Origin of the sequence: Pseudomonas sp. 2FG, from assembly GCF_005502935.1 — a bacterium.
Lineage (GTDB): Bacteria > Pseudomonadota > Gammaproteobacteria > Pseudomonadales > Pseudomonadaceae > Aquipseudomonas.
The window spans coordinates 1-13018 of sequence record NZ_SCMP01000023.1; the positions used below are offsets into that span (position 1 = coordinate 1).

Sequence of the window (13018 nt, forward strand, 5' to 3'; positions counted from 1 at the left end):
CCTGCCGCATCGGCGAGAAGAGCGTATTTATCCTCGGGCTATCAGGCTCAAATCCCCGAAATATCCGATCAGAAACAAAAATGCCAATCAGCTTAACTGACTGGCATTAGCCCATGGGGCGCTTTTTTTGTGCCTGAGTGGCTTCAGTCCATGGCAAAGCCCTGCTGGCGCCAGGCCTCGTAAACCACCACGGCCACCGCGTTGGACAGGTTGAGGCTACGGCATTCGGGGCGCATCGGCAGACGCAGGCGTCGCTCGTCTGGAATCTGCGCGAGGATGTCGGCGGGCAGGCCGCGGCTTTCCGGGCCGAACAGCAGTAGATCGCCGCGGCGAAACTCGGTCTGCGCGTAGCTGTGGCTGGCTTTAGTGGTAAATGCCAAGACTCGGTCGGCAGAGGTTTCTGTGATACAGTCGGCCAGCGAATGATGGCGTTTTAGCGTCGCGTATTCGTGGTAGTCCAGCCCGGCACGGCGCAAGCGCTTGTCGTCCAGTTCGAAACCCAACGGCTCGATCAGATGCAACTGACAGCCGGTGTTCGCACACAGACGGATGATGTTGCCGGTATTCGGGGGAATCTCGGGCTGGAACAGAACGACATGGAACATAGAGCAGGCTCAGGGACAGGGCTGAAGGCAGCATTCTACAATTTAGTGCCGCGATCTGTCGTTCGCCTGGGGCGAAACCTGCGGATCGCGGCCGGCAGGGGAGCGCGCAGTTGCGGTGGTTCGCGAGAAAAAGAACAACAGCGGACGGATTACTGGGTATCGAAACCGGGCCTGAGGGCATTGCCCTGGCTCGCGTGCTGCGCACCCCCGGCGGATCACCGCGCCTGCTCGACTGCCAGTTTCGCCGGGCCGCGCCCGCGGAGCAGCCCGCGTTGCTGAAAACCATGGTCGGCGAATTGGGTCTCGGCGGCATGCCGGTCAACCTGCTGCTGCACCCCGCCACCTACCAGATGCTCCTGCTTGACAGTCCCGACGTGCCGGCCGAAGAGCTGCGCGACGCCATGCGCTGGCGGGTCAAGGAGCTGATCGCCGAACCCATAGATCAGGTCGTGGTGGACGCCTTCGCCCTACCCGCCGATGCCTACCGCGGTCGTTCGCGCATGGCTTACTGCGCCGTGCTGGCCAAGGCGCGCATGCAGGCCTGGGTGGACATGCTCAAACAGGCCGGTCTGACCCCGCTCAGCATCGACGTCACCGAAATGGCTGTGCGCAACCTCGGTCTGCTGGCCGGTGCCGCGGGTATGAACCTGGCGCTGCTGCGCCTGCGCTCCAGCGAGGGCTTGATCTGCGTGCAGCACGGTGGTGACCTCTATATGGCGCGGCGCATCGAGCAGGGCCTGGAGCAGGCCGGGCAGGATTTCGCTGCGGTGGCCCTGGAGATCCAGCGCTCCCTCGATTACTTCGAAAGCCAGCTGGGCAAGGGCTATCTCAATCGTTTGCTGTTGTTGCCGATGAAGCGCAACGGCGCGGCGGCCCTGCAGGCGCTGTCCGTAGGGCTGGCGGTGAAGTTGCAGGCCCTCGACCTGCGTGAACTGTTCCCCGGCCAGGCCGCCGCCGAGTTGGGCGAGCAGGAGCAGGCCTACTGCATGACCGCCGTCGGCGCGGCGCTGCGTCAGGAGGGGCTCTGATGCAGAACCTCAATCTCTACCAGGTCGAACGGCAGCGCCACAGCGGCCCGCAGAAGGCGCAGATGCTCGCTGGCCTCGCCGTGCTGGCGCTGCTCTGCCTGTTGCACGCGGTCTGGCAGGGCTGGCAACTGCGCCAGGGTGCGGCGCGTCTGGCTCAGGCCGAGAGCGCAGCACAGGAGCAGGAAACCCGCCTGGCCGCGGTTAAGTCCAGCTTTGTCGAGCCGCAGTTGGACGGCCGTCTGCCGACCGAGCTGGCCGAGCGCGAGGCCGGCAACCAGGAGCTGCAGCGCTTGATTGGCTACCTACAGCTGCTGGGCAGCCAGCAGAGCACGGGCTTTGTCGCGCCGCTGCAGGCGTTGGCCCAGTACCACCCGCAGAGCGGCCTGTGGCTGAGCGCCATCAGTCTGCGTGCCGGCGGTACCGAGGTGCGTCTGCAGGGTAGTAGCCAGGATCAGGAGCTATTGCCGCAGTATCTGCAGCGGCTGGGGCAGAGCCCGGTATTCAAGGGGCGCGAGTTCGCCCGCTTCGACGTGCGGCGTGGCGAGGATCAGCTGTTGCGTTTCGATCTGTCCTCGCGTGCCGATGACGGGGAGAAGGTCCATGAATAAGTGGTTGCAACGCTGGCAGGGCCTGGCGCCGCGCGAGCAGTGGCTGACCTACGCGGTTGGCCTGGTGGCGCTGGCTATGCTCCACCTGCTGCTGATCGGCGATCCACTGGCCGCCAGCCGGGCCAAGCAGGAGTCCGGCTACAAGGGGGTCGAGGCGCGCCGTCTGGAGGCCGAGTCCGCTCTGGCCGAGTTGCGGGCCAGGCTCGCGGCCGATCCCAATATGCCCTACCGCAGCGCCTTGCTGGCGGCCTCGGCCAGCCGCGAGGAGCTGATCCGCCAGATCGATCAGAACACCGCCGAACTGGTCACGCCGGACAAGATGAAGGCGGTGCTGGAAGACCTGCTGCGTGCCCAGCCGGGTCTGCGTCTGGTTGGCCTGGAGAGTTTCAGCGAGCCGGTGCAGCTGCCCTCCGTGGCCGCGGCCAAAGCGGCTGCCGGCGCAGCGGTCGCTGCGGCGCCGGTCACCCTCTATCGGCATGGCCAGCGTCTGCAGCTGGAGGGTGGCTACTTCGACCTGCTCAATTACCTGCAGGCCATCCAGGGCTGTAAGTGGAAGCTGAACTGGGACAGCCTCGACTATCGGGTCGGCGAGGCCGGTCCGCGGCGGGCGCAGATCAGTCTGCGGCTGTATACCTTGAGTCGTCAGGCGGGGTGGGTCGGTGTCTAGAGTCCTTCTATTGAGTCTGCTGCTGTGCAGCGGCATGGCCACTGCCGCGGTCGCGATCGACCCCACGCAGCCGCCGGCCAACCTGCTGCCCGCCGCCAGCACAGGCGACACGGCACCGGCAGCGCTGGTGCTGCAGTCGATCCTGCGCGGCGCCCAGGGCAGCCGCGCGGTGATCAGCGGCGAGGCGCTGCGCGTCGGCGATGAACGCGCCGGCGCCCGCGTGCTGGCCATCTACCCGCAAGCCGTACTGATTGAACGGCAGGGCCAGCGCGAGCTGCTACGCCTGGCCGAACCCGTTATGAAAACGAGCCGATGATGCCCATGACCTCATTTATGTCTAGCTTTGGCCGGCCGAGCCTCGGCCTGCTGAGCCTGGTTTGCCTGCTGAGTGCCTGCCAGACCTTCCAGGATGGCGACCAGCAGCTCTACGAGCAGAGCGGCAAACTGCTCGACGAAAGCCTGCAGCAGGCCCAGGGCAAGGTAGCGCCGCCGCCGTCGGTACAGGCCGCACTGATGCCGCCGCTGAGTGGCGGCAGTAGCCTGGACAGCGGCCCGCGCTTCGACGTGGCGGCCAAGGACATGCCGGCCCGCGAGTTCTTCCTCAGCCTGATGGAAGGTGCCGGGCAGAACCTGGTGGTGCACCCGGACGTGGGCGGCAGCATCACCTTCAGCCTGCGCCGGGTGACCCTGGAGGAGGTGCTGGCCGCGGTGCGCGACAGCTATGGCTATGACTTCCGCCGCAGCAGCTACGGCTACCAGATCCTGCCCAACCGCGCGATCACCCGCAGCTACAACCTCAACTACCTGAACCTGCAGCGCCTCGGCCAGTCCGATACCCGCGTCAGCTCAGGCCAGGTGGTCAGCACCGATAGCACCGAGAGCAGTGGCAGCAACAGTTACGGCAATAGCGGCAGCAGCAGCGACCGCTCGGTGACTACCCTCAATGCCAGCCAGGTGACCACTTCGAGCAATGTCGATTTCTGGCGTGAAGTGCGCGAGGTGGTGGCGATGATAGTCGGCGGCGAGCAGGGCAACAGCGTGGTGGTCAACCCGCAGGCCAGCCTGCTGGTGGTGCGTGCCAACAGTGCCGACCAGGAGAACGTCGCGCGGTTCCTCGCGCAGGCGCAGCGCAACTTGCAGCGCCAGGTGATCCTGGAGACCAAGATCCTCGAAGTGCAGCTGTCCGACGGCTTCCAGTCCGGAATCAGCTGGGAGCAGCTGGGGGGCGATGTCAGCACCAGCCTGGACGGCGAGGCGCTGAGCGGCCCGACCGGTATCGGCGGGGTATTCAGCAGCGTGCTGTCCTTCGGTGACTTCACCGCCCTGATCCAACTGCTGGAAACCCAGGGCGAGGTGCGTGTGCTGTCCAGCCCGCGGGTTTCCACGCTGAACAACCAGAAGGCGGTGATCAAGGTCGGTACCGACGAGTTCTTCGTCACCGAGGTGTCGTCGACCAGCTCGACCACCACAGTCGCCGGGGTCACCGAGCCGACCCAGGACATCACCCTGACCCCGTTCTTCTCCGGCATCTCGCTGGACGTGACGCCGCAGATCGACGAGAACGAGACCGTCACCCTGCACGTGCGCCCGACGGTCAGCCGCGTGCGCGACCAGAACAAGCTCATCGTCCTGGGCGAGGATAACGTGTTCAACTTGCCGCTGGCCTTGTCCACCACCCGCCAGTCCGACTCCATCGTGCGAGCCCGCAGTGGCCAGGTGGTGGTGATCGGCGGGCTGCTGCAGAACACCAACGAAAACACCGACGCCGAAATCCCCTGGGCCAGCACCCTGCCGATCGTCGGCAACCTGTTCAAGCAGCAGCGCAAGGCCCTGCAGAAGAGCGAACTGGTCATCCTGATGCGTCCGCAGGTGGTCAGCGACGAGGTCTGGCTGGATGAGCTGCGCAAGAGCGCGGAAACCTTCAAGGAACTGAGGTAAGGCGATGTACGAAGCCTTCTTCGGCCTGCGCGAGAAACCCTTCGCCCTGACCCCGAACACCGGATTCCTGGTGCAGCTGGCGCCCTATCAGGCCTGCCTCAATCTGCTGCGCGTGGCGCTGGCCGAAGGCGAGGGTTTCATCAAGGTCACAGGTGAAGTCGGCACCGGCAAGACCCTGCTGTGCCGCGCGCTGCTCAACCAGTTGGACGCCGAGCGCTACCAGTTGGCCTACCTGCCCAACCCGGGGCTGAGCCCGGTCGGCCTGCGCCAGGCGCTGGCCCGCGAGCTGCACATCGAGGGCTGCGAAGAGCTGGATGCCCAGGCTGTGCTGGAGGCTTTGCATCGCCGTCTGATCGAACTGGCCGCCGCCGGCAAGAGCACCGTAGTCCTGATCGACGAAGCCCAGGCGCTGCCCACCGCCACGCTGGAAGCGCTGCGCCTGCTGACCAACCTGGAAACCGAGCAGGCCAAACTCTTGCAGGTGGTGCTGTTCGGCCAGCCGGAGCTGGACGCCACCCTCGAACGCAACGAATTCCGTCAGTTGCGCCAGCGCATCACCTTTTCCTACCGCCTGCGCCCGCTGGACGTGAAGGACACCACTCGCTATCTACAGGAACGTCTGGCGGTCGCCGGCTACCGCGGCGAGCCGCTCTTCGCCCCGGCCGCGGTACGCCGGTTGGTGCGTGGCAGCGGCGGCATCCCGCGGCTGCTCAACATCCTCGCGCACAAGGCGCTGATGGCCGCCTATGGCGAAGGTCGCCGGCAGGCCACGGCCCGCCATGTGCGCCGCGCCCAGCTGGATACCGAAGGTGCGCAGCCGTTTCTGCGCCGCAACCCGCGCTGGCTGAGCTGGAGCCTGGCGGCCGGCGCCTTGTCGCTGCTGCTGGTGGGCGGCGCCTGGCCCTGGCTGGCGCACTGGCGGGAGCTGCTGCCATGAGCCTGGTCAACGACATGCTGCGCGATCTGGAAGAGCGCCGCGCCGCGCCGACCGAGCGCCTGCAGCTGGATGGCCTGCACGCCGTGGACGAGGCCGGTGCCGCTAACCGCGAGCGCCTGGAGCAGGTACGCCGGGGCCTGATCTGGCTGGTCGCGGCGGTGCTGCTCGGCCTGCTGGCGGGGCCGATGATCGGTAGGCTGGTCAACGAACCGCAGCCGCTGAGCAGTGCGCCGCCTGCTCCGGCGGCCCCTGCGGCTGTCGCACCCGTCGTAGCGCAGGTGCTGGAGGTCTTGCCGCAGCACGATGGCCGTGGCCTGGTGCTACAGCTGCTGCTGGACCGCGCGGTGCCCTACCAGCGCAGCGAGGAAAGCGGTGCGGTCAGCCTGCGCCTGGCCGGCGCGCAACTGGGCGGCGCGCCGCAGCAGGGCCGGCTGCAGCGTGACGGTCGCAGCCTGTCCTGGCGGGTGGAAGCCCAGGGCCAGGATGTGCAGGTACTGCTGGTCGGCCTGGGTGACGGCCTGGAGGTGCGCGATCGCCTGGAACCGGCCGGCGACCGCTGGCTGCTGTGGATCGAAGTGCCGCTGACGTCGTCGGCGCCGGCTGCCGAAGCGCCAGTCGAGTTGGAAAACCTGCCGGCTGCCGCACCGGCAACCCCGGCAGTAGAGGCACCGCTGCCGGCCTGGGCCAGCGCTCCCGTGCCGCCGGCCAATGCGCCGGTAGAAGCGGTGCCGGCGCCAGTCAGCCCTGAGCCGGTGCGGGTCAGCGGGCCGCCCGAAGTCAAGATCGCCCCCTACCAGCCGGATGCCCTGAGCCAGGCGCGTCAGGCCCTGCAGGCGGGCGACTATCCGCGGGCGATCCGCGAACTGGAGGCTCTGCAGCAAAAACGCGGGCGTGATCCCGAGGTGCTGCGCTGGCTGGCCCGCGCCTACCTGGCTGGCGGCGAGCAGGCGCGCCTGCTGGCCTGGCTGCCGGCGCAGTTGGCGCAGCTGCCCCATGACAGCGAACTGCGGGTGTTGCTCGCCCGTACCCAGCTGCAGGCTGGCGATACCCAGGGCGCGGTAGCGACCCTGGAGCAGAATCCGCCGGCGCTGGCCCAGGAACCCACCTATTTCGCCCTGCTGGCGGCCAGCTACCAGCAGACCGGGCAGTGGCAGGAGAGCGCCGCGCTGTACCGGCAGCTGCTCGCCCTGCGCCCCAGCCAGTCGACCTGGCAACTGGGCCTGGCGATCGCCCTGGAGCAACTGGATCAGCCGCTCGAGGCCGGCCGCCATTACCGCCAGGCCCAGCAGGGTCAAGGCCTGGACGACAGCGCGCGACGCTTCGCCAGCGAACGCGCTGCGGCGCTGGGAGCTCGTTGATGACTCAGGAAGACGTTCGTCAGCGCAAGATCCGCCTCGGCGACCTGCTGATCCAGGCCGGGCTGATCAGCGATGCGCAGCTGCAACTGGCCCTGCAGGAGCAGAAACGCACCGGCTCCAAGCTCGGTCGCACCGTGATCGACCTCGGCTTCGTCGGCGAAGTGCGGCTGCTCACCGCGCTGTCCGAGCAGCTGCAGATTCCCTTTATCGAGCTCAAGCACTTCAAATTCGACAGCCAGTTGGTGCAGAGCCTGCCCGAGGCGGTGGCCCGGCGTTTCCGGGTCATGGTCCTGTCCCGCGAGGGCGGCGGCCTGCTGGTCGGCATGGCCGACCCCCTCGACCTGTTCGCCCTCGACGAGCTGGAGCGCCTGCTGAAGGTCCGCGTGCAGCCGGCGGTGGTGCGCGAGGCCGAGCTGCTGGCGACCCTCGATCTGGTCTACCGGCGGACCAGCGAAATAGCCTCAATCGCCGGCGAGCTGGAAGGCGAGTTGCAGGACAGCGACTTCGACCTGTCCAAGCTGGGTGCCGACAATAACAGCGACGCGCCGGTGGTGCGCCTGCTGCAGACCCTGTTCGAGGACGCCGTGCAGATGAAGGCCTCGGACATCCATATCGAGCCGGACGAGGGCGTGGTGCGCATCCGCCAGCGTATCGACGGGGTGCTCAACGAGCAGGTGATGAAGGAGCGGCGCATCGCCTCGGCGCTGGTCATGCGCCTGAAGATCATGTCCGGCCTGGACATCTCCGAGAAGCGCCTGCCGCAGGACGGCCGCTTCAATATCCGGGTGAAGCAGCACAACATCGATGTGCGGGTTTCCACCATGCCGGTGCAGTTCGGCGAGTCGGTGGTGATGCGTCTGCTCGACCAGAGCAGCGGCGTCGCCAGCCTCGATGCCAGCGGCATGCCGGCGGATATGCTGGTGCGTTTCCGCCGCCTGCTGCAGCGGCCGTATGGCCTGGTGCTGGTCACCGGCCCCACCGGCTCGGGCAAGACCACCACGCTGTATGCCGGGCTGGCCGAATTGAACAGCCCGGAAAAGAAGATCATTACCGTCGAAGACCCGGTGGAATACCGCCTGCCGCGCATCAACCAGGTGCAGGTCAACGCCAAGATCGACCTGAGTTTCGCCCGCGTGCTGCGCGCCGCCCTGCGTCAGGACCCGGACATAGTGCTGGTCGGCGAGATGCGTGATCAGGAGACCGCCGAGATCGGCCTGCGCGCCGCCCTGACCGGCCACCTGGTGCTGTCCACCCTGCACACCAACGACGCCCTGACCTCGGCCATGCGCCTGGTCGATATGGGCGCCGAACCCTTCCTGGTCGCCACCGCCCTCAACGCCGTGCTGGCCCAGCGCCTGGTGCGCCGCGTCTGCGAGAACTGCATGGAAGAGCACGCGCCGGAGCCGCGTCAGCTGGCCTGGCTGGAGGGCCTGTACGGCAGCAGCCTGAGCGGGCGCAGCTTCAAGCGCGGCAGCGGTTGCCACCAGTGTCACAATACGGGCTACCAGGGGCGCCTGGGGGTCTACGAGCTGCTGGAAATGGACGAGGCAATGATCGCCGCGCTGCGCCGCAACGACCCGCAAGGCTTCGCCGAAGCCGCCCAGGCCAGCCCCAATTACCGGCCGTTGGCCGCCTGCGCGCTGGACTATGCGCTGGCCGGGGTGACCAGCGTCGCGGAAGTGCTCAAGGTCTGCGCCACCCTCACCGATGAGGTGCTGGCCTGATGGCGCAGTTCCGCTTTACCGGGCGTGACGCCCAGGGCGGCAAGGTCAGCGGTAGCCGCGAAAGCGGCTCGGTCGACGCGCTGGCCAGCGAGCTGCTGGCGCAGCAGATCACCCCGCTGACCATCGAGGAACAGGCGGCCCAGGGTGGCGCCGATGTGCTCGCCGTGCTGGCCGAGCGCCTGCGCCGCAAGCGCGTGGACCTGGAAGAACTGATCATCTTCTGCCGCCAGATGTACAGCCTGAGCAAGGCCGGGGTGCCGATCATCCGCGCCATCAACGGCCTGGCCGAGTCGCACCGCAACCCGTACTTGCGCGAGGTGCTGCAACAGGTGCGCGCCGACCTGGAGGGCGGCGTGGCCATGGCGGTGGCGCTGAACGCTCATCCCCAGGTGTTCAACCGCCTGTTTGTCAGCATGATCAGCGTCGGCGAGAACACCGGCCAACTCGATCAGGCCTTTCGCCAGCTCTCCGAGTACCTGGCGCTGGAGCGCGAGACGCGCAAACGGCTGAAACAGGCCACCCGCTACCCGATCCTCGTGTTGGTGGCGATGAGCGTGGCGCTGGTGGTGATCAACCTGTTCGTCATCCCGGCCTTCGCCAAGGTCTTCGCGCAGTTCCACGCCCAGCTGCCCTGGGCCACCCGCGTGCTGATCGCCACCTCGCAGTTCTTCCAGCACTACTGGTGGCTGCTGCTGATCGGCCTGATCGGCGTGCTGATCGCCTTCTTCAGATGGATAGAGACCGAGGCCGGCGCCCTGGCCTGGGACCGTGCCAAGCTGCGCCTGCCGATAGTCGGCGGGATCTTCGAACGCATCGCCCTGGCCCGCTTCACCCGCACCTTCGCCATGATGTACCGCGCCGGCGTGCCGCTGCTGCAGACCCTGTCGATCAACAGCGCGACGGTCGGAAACCGGCATATCGGCACCGCCATCCTTGGCATGCGCGAGGGCGTCGAGCGCGGCGAGGCGCTGACCCGCACGGCTTCGGCCAGCGGCCTGTTCACCCCGCTGGTGCTGCAGATGATGGCGGTCGGCGAGGAGACCGGCGCGCTGGATGACCTGTTCGTCGAGGTGGCGGACTTCTACGAGCAGGAAGTGGATTACGACCTCAAGCAACTGGCCGATGCCATCGAACCGCTGCTGATCGTCGCCATGGGCGTGCTGGTGCTGATCCTCGCCCTCGGCGTATTCCTGCCGATGTGGGAACTGGCCTCGGCGGCCCAGGGGAAAATGTGAGGGCGGAGTATGACAGCGCCGCCACCGTGCGCCGGGCGCGCCGGCTGGGCTGGGGGCTGACGGGCGTGATCCTGCTCGGCGTGGCGCTGACCCTCGGCTGGCGCATCCTGCAGGTCAGCGAGGCGCGGGCGCTGGACGCCATGCGGGAAAATCTGGCGGCCAGCCTCAACAGCCTGGCCGCCGAGGGTGTCGCCCAGCGCCGGCCGCCGGCAGCCGTCTGGCTGACGCTTAATCCTTTCGTCCTGCTGCGCTGGCAGCCGGACAGTTACTGCGGTGAGCTGGCCGAGGGCCAGGCACCGCGCCCGGGCTGCTGGCATTTCCTGCCGCGGCAGGCCTGGGTGCTGTATCGCGCGCGCTTCGCCGGCGCGCGCGCGGAAATGGTGGAGCAGACGCTGGCCTGGCGCCTGCGTCTGCTCCCCGAGCCGATGCGGGCCGGCACCGGTCAGGCCGAACCGCCGCTGACGGTGGAACTGCAGCCGGTGCCGGCCGCGGAGTTACGCAACAGTCTGTTCGCAGGCTAACCCTAGAGAGAGCTCATGAGAAAACAACAAGGCTTTACCCTGATCGAGCTGGTGGTGGTGATCGCCATCCTCGGCATCCTGGCGGCGGTGGCGCTGCCGCGCTATATGGACGCCACCCGCGATGCCCATCGGGCGGCCTTCAACGGCGTCGCCGGTGGTTTCAGCTCCGCCGTGGCGCTGGTGCGCGCACAGTTCGAGGTGAACAGGAGTGGTGGCCTCAATGGCTGCGCCGCTAGCAACTGCTTCGTCAACGTGGCCGGTTTTGGCGCCGGTAACCTGGACGTCAATGCCAACTTCTTTCCGATCGGTATTGCCGGCGCGGGTAACCCGCCTGCGGTTGCGACTCCTGCCCTAGGCGAATGCGTGAGCCTGTGGACAAACCTGCTGCAAGGCTCCGCTCCCAGCGTCGGGGCCGCGGCCGGCACGGTGGACTATGTGGCGACTGCCACCCCGGCCGACAGCTGCACCTACACTTACCAGCTGGATGGTGCCGACGACAGCATCGTTTACGACACCAGCACCGGCAACCTGACCCGCACCTTCAATTAGCCCCCCCCAAAAAAAACAGGGATTACTGAAAATGAAGAAACAACAAGGCGGTTTTACCCTGATCGAACTGATCATGGTCATAGTGATCCTCGGCGTTCTGGCGGCCTTTGCGCTGCCACGGTTTGCCGACCTGGGCCAGGATGCTCGTGTGGCTACATTGAATGGTGCGCTGGGCTCCGTGCGCTCTGCAGCAGCAGTTGCGCACTCTACCGCACTGGCAAGAAACACGACCGGCGCGGTCACTCTGGAAGGTCTGGCTATTACCATGGCTAACCAGTACCCGACAGCCGATGCCGCAGGGATTTTTGCTGCTGCCCAGCTGAGCGCTGAGTTCGACACCACTGGTGGCGGTGCTGCTGCGCTGGTGATCCGCGTAGCAGGAGCTACCACCCCGGCCAACTGTTCCTTCAGCTATACCGCCGCCGCCGCAGGCGCGGCTGCGGCGATCAGTGGCCTCACCACCAACGGCTGCTGATGACCGCTATGCGCGGCTTTACCCTAATCGAGCTGCTGCTGGTGCTGGTCATCCTCGGCATCTTGTCGGCCTTCGCGTTGCCACGTTTCGCCAGTCTCGGCACCGACTCGCGAGTGGCGTCTTTGCAGGGGTTGATGGGCGCCTTGCGTTCGGCTTCGGCTACGGCTCATACGTTGCAACTGAGCCGGGGGTTGGGGCAGAACGTGGCGGTGACTCTGGAGGGGCAGGTGGTAAGCATGCTCAATCGCTATCCGACGGCCAACGCCAATGGCATCGGCCGGGCGCTCATTGCGCAGGGGTTCACCCGAACCGGCGGCGGTGCCGGGGCAAATGCCATCAGCAACTTCGGAATCACCGGCTACACCCCCGCCAGCGGTCAATGCCGGGTGCGTTATCAGGCCGCCAACCCCGCAGCCGGTCGCCCGGCTCCGCTGTTGACCCTGCAGACCAACGGCTGCTGAGATGAGTAGAAGTCGCGGCTTCACCTTGGTCGAGCTGATTCTGGTGATAGTCATCATCGGCATCCTCGCCGCCGTGGTGGGGCCGCGTTTCTTCGACCGGCAGGTGTTCGACGGGCGCCTGTATTTCGAGGAGACCCGCGCCGCCGTGCGTTATGCGCAGAAGCTGGCCTTGGCCAGCGGCTGCCGGGTGCAGGTCGGTCTCGGCGCCGGTGGTTATAGCCTGCGTCGAGACGCCAACTGCGGCACCGGCAACCCGGCTAATTATGTGGCCCAGGTGCTAGGTCCGGATGGGCAGCCTTATGCGGATGCTCCTGCGCCCAGTGGTGTTGCGGTGGTTCCGAACAGTTTCCCCCTGGTGTTCGACTCCCTGGGCCGCCCGTCCAACGCGGCGAACGCCAACATCGGCGGCTTCGTGCTCAGCGTGAACGCCGACACCGGGCTGGTGCAATGAAGCGCCAGCGCGGCATGACCCTGGTGGAGCTGGTGATCGCCATAGTGATCATCGGCATCGCCGCGGCGGCGCTGTACAGCGCCATGGCCGCCATCAGCGGGCGCTCGGCCGACCCCCTGCTGCGTCAGCAGAGCCTGGCCATCGCCGAGGCCTATCTGGAGGAGATCCTCCTGCAAGCCTATCTGGACCCGAGCAGCGCCGTCTGCCCGGCCCCGCCGGCCAATCGCGCCGACTACGACAACGTCTGCGACTATGCGGGGCTGGTCGATAACGGCGCCCGCGACGCAAGCGGCCAGGCCATCGCCGCCTTGGCCGCCTACGGCGTGAGCGTCACCGTCACGCCCCAGGCCTGGAACGGCCTGGCCGAAGCCGCTGCGCTCTACGTCGAGGTGACGGTACTCGATCCCGCCGGCCAGAGCCTGGTCCTCGGCGGCTACCGGACGCGCTATTGATGACTGGTG

Annotated in this window: 16 protein-coding genes; 15 read left to right on the plus strand and 1 reads right to left on the minus strand. The window is 67.0% G+C overall.

Annotation, left to right across the window (positions count from 1 at the left end; translation table 11 throughout):
- Positions 1-143: 143 nt before the first annotated feature.
- On the minus strand, positions 144-605 hold the full coding sequence (gene trmL, locus FFS13_RS18295) for a tRNA (uridine(34)/cytosine(34)/5-carboxymethylaminomethyluridine(34)-2'-O)-methyltransferase TrmL (protein ID WP_137820486.1): 462 nt from the start codon (positions 603-605) through the stop codon (positions 144-146).
- A 194-nt stretch (positions 606-799) separates the two neighbouring features.
- Here trmL and FFS13_RS18300 point away from each other — a divergent pair, with 194 nt between their 5' ends.
- From FFS13_RS18300 to FFS13_RS18370, 15 genes are read left to right on the plus strand one after another with little or no spacing between them, the layout of a single operon-like run.
- Complete coding sequence (locus FFS13_RS18300; RefSeq protein WP_256657945.1) at positions 800-1633, plus strand: MSHA biogenesis protein MshI; 834 nt, start codon at positions 800-802, stop codon at positions 1631-1633.
- A complete protein-coding gene (locus FFS13_RS18305; protein WP_137820488.1) occupies positions 1633-2241 on the plus strand; it encodes a PilN domain-containing protein in 609 nt (202 codons plus the stop codon). The genes FFS13_RS18300 and FFS13_RS18305 overlap by 1 nt, the downstream gene beginning before the upstream one ends.
- Positions 2234-2908 (plus strand): type II secretion system protein GspM, encoded by a 675-nt coding sequence (gspM, locus tag FFS13_RS18310; protein WP_137820489.1) that lies wholly within the window; start codon positions 2234-2236, stop codon positions 2906-2908. The genes FFS13_RS18305 and gspM overlap by 8 nt, the downstream gene beginning before the upstream one ends.
- Positions 2901-3224 carry a Type II secretory pathway component gene (locus FFS13_RS18315; RefSeq protein WP_256657946.1) on the plus strand — a complete coding sequence of 108 codons (324 nt, stop codon included), beginning with the start codon at positions 2901-2903 and terminating at the stop codon, positions 3222-3224. The genes gspM and FFS13_RS18315 overlap by 8 nt, the downstream gene beginning before the upstream one ends.
- The gene (locus tag FFS13_RS18320) at positions 3224-4846 is read left to right on the plus strand and encodes a pilus (MSHA type) biogenesis protein MshL (RefSeq protein ID WP_256657947.1); all 1623 of its coding nucleotides are present in this window, start codon (positions 3224-3226) and stop codon (positions 4844-4846) included. Before FFS13_RS18315 ends, FFS13_RS18320 begins: the two co-directional genes overlap by 1 nt.
- Positions 4847-4850: 4 nt before the next feature.
- Positions 4851-5783: an ExeA family protein gene (locus tag FFS13_RS18325; protein WP_137820491.1), complete on the plus strand. Its 933-nt coding sequence runs from the start codon at positions 4851-4853 to the stop codon at positions 5781-5783.
- The gene (locus FFS13_RS18330; protein WP_137820492.1) at positions 5780-7141 is read left to right on the plus strand and encodes a lipopolysaccharide assembly protein LapB; all 1362 of its coding nucleotides are present in this window, start codon (positions 5780-5782) and stop codon (positions 7139-7141) included. Before FFS13_RS18325 ends, FFS13_RS18330 begins: the two co-directional genes overlap by 4 nt.
- Positions 7141-8865, plus strand: a complete 1725-nt coding sequence (locus FFS13_RS18335) for a GspE/PulE family protein (RefSeq protein WP_137820493.1) — start codon at positions 7141-7143, stop codon at positions 8863-8865. Before FFS13_RS18330 ends, FFS13_RS18335 begins: the two co-directional genes overlap by 1 nt.
- The gene (locus tag FFS13_RS18340) at positions 8865-10100 is read left to right on the plus strand and encodes a type II secretion system F family protein (RefSeq protein ID WP_137820494.1); all 1236 of its coding nucleotides are present in this window, start codon (positions 8865-8867) and stop codon (positions 10098-10100) included. Before FFS13_RS18335 ends, FFS13_RS18340 begins: the two co-directional genes overlap by 1 nt.
- Positions 10097-10621, plus strand: coding sequence for a hypothetical protein (locus FFS13_RS18345; RefSeq protein WP_137820495.1), 525 nt, complete (start codon positions 10097-10099; stop codon positions 10619-10621). Before FFS13_RS18340 ends, FFS13_RS18345 begins: the two co-directional genes overlap by 4 nt.
- A 15-nt stretch (positions 10622-10636) precedes the next feature.
- On the plus strand, positions 10637-11170 hold the full coding sequence (locus tag FFS13_RS20295) for a type II secretion system protein (RefSeq protein WP_137820496.1): 534 nt from the start codon (positions 10637-10639) through the stop codon (positions 11168-11170).
- A 31-nt stretch (positions 11171-11201) separates the two neighbouring features.
- The gene (locus FFS13_RS20300; RefSeq protein ID WP_137820497.1) at positions 11202-11645 is read left to right on the plus strand and encodes a prepilin-type N-terminal cleavage/methylation domain-containing protein; all 444 of its coding nucleotides are present in this window, start codon (positions 11202-11204) and stop codon (positions 11643-11645) included.
- Positions 11645-12106 carry a prepilin-type N-terminal cleavage/methylation domain-containing protein gene (locus FFS13_RS20305; RefSeq protein ID WP_137820498.1) on the plus strand — a complete coding sequence of 154 codons (462 nt, stop codon included), beginning with the start codon at positions 11645-11647 and terminating at the stop codon, positions 12104-12106. The genes FFS13_RS20300 and FFS13_RS20305 overlap by 1 nt, the downstream gene beginning before the upstream one ends.
- 1 nt (position 12107) lies before the next feature.
- Positions 12108-12557, plus strand: a complete 450-nt coding sequence (locus FFS13_RS18365) for a prepilin-type N-terminal cleavage/methylation domain-containing protein (RefSeq protein ID WP_137820499.1) — start codon at positions 12108-12110, stop codon at positions 12555-12557.
- Positions 12554-13009, plus strand: coding sequence for a prepilin-type N-terminal cleavage/methylation domain-containing protein (locus tag FFS13_RS18370; protein ID WP_137820500.1), 456 nt, complete (start codon positions 12554-12556; stop codon positions 13007-13009). Before FFS13_RS18365 ends, FFS13_RS18370 begins: the two co-directional genes overlap by 4 nt.
- The last annotated feature ends 9 nt before the right edge of the window (positions 13010-13018 follow it).

What these genes read in the sequence shown, in the direction of transcription:
- trmL (WP_137820486.1), bottom strand. Translation starts at nt 605, where the DNA reads ATGTTCCATGTCGTTCTGTTCCAGCCCGAGATTCCCCCGAATACCGGC.
- FFS13_RS18305 (WP_137820488.1), top strand. Translation starts at nt 1,633, where the DNA reads ATGCAGAACCTCAATCTCTACCAGGTCGAACGGCAGCGCCACAGCGGC.
- gspM (WP_137820489.1), top strand. Translation starts at nt 2,234, where the DNA reads ATGAATAAGTGGTTGCAACGCTGGCAGGGCCTGGCGCCGCGCGAGCAG.
- FFS13_RS18320 (WP_256657947.1), top strand. Translation starts at nt 3,224, where the DNA reads ATGCCCATGACCTCATTTATGTCTAGCTTTGGCCGGCCGAGCCTCGGC.
- FFS13_RS18325 (WP_137820491.1), top strand. Translation starts at nt 4,851, where the DNA reads ATGTACGAAGCCTTCTTCGGCCTGCGCGAGAAACCCTTCGCCCTGACC.
- FFS13_RS18330 (WP_137820492.1), top strand. Translation starts at nt 5,780, where the DNA reads ATGAGCCTGGTCAACGACATGCTGCGCGATCTGGAAGAGCGCCGCGCC.
- FFS13_RS18335 (WP_137820493.1), top strand. Translation starts at nt 7,141, where the DNA reads ATGACTCAGGAAGACGTTCGTCAGCGCAAGATCCGCCTCGGCGACCTG.
- FFS13_RS18340 (WP_137820494.1), top strand. Translation starts at nt 8,865, where the DNA reads ATGGCGCAGTTCCGCTTTACCGGGCGTGACGCCCAGGGCGGCAAGGTC.
- FFS13_RS20295 (WP_137820496.1), top strand. Translation starts at nt 10,637, where the DNA reads ATGAGAAAACAACAAGGCTTTACCCTGATCGAGCTGGTGGTGGTGATC.
- FFS13_RS20300 (WP_137820497.1), top strand. Translation starts at nt 11,202, where the DNA reads ATGAAGAAACAACAAGGCGGTTTTACCCTGATCGAACTGATCATGGTC.
- FFS13_RS20305 (WP_137820498.1), top strand. Translation starts at nt 11,645, where the DNA reads ATGACCGCTATGCGCGGCTTTACCCTAATCGAGCTGCTGCTGGTGCTG.
- FFS13_RS18365 (WP_137820499.1), top strand. Translation starts at nt 12,108, where the DNA reads ATGAGTAGAAGTCGCGGCTTCACCTTGGTCGAGCTGATTCTGGTGATA.
- FFS13_RS18370 (WP_137820500.1), top strand. Translation starts at nt 12,554, where the DNA reads ATGAAGCGCCAGCGCGGCATGACCCTGGTGGAGCTGGTGATCGCCATA.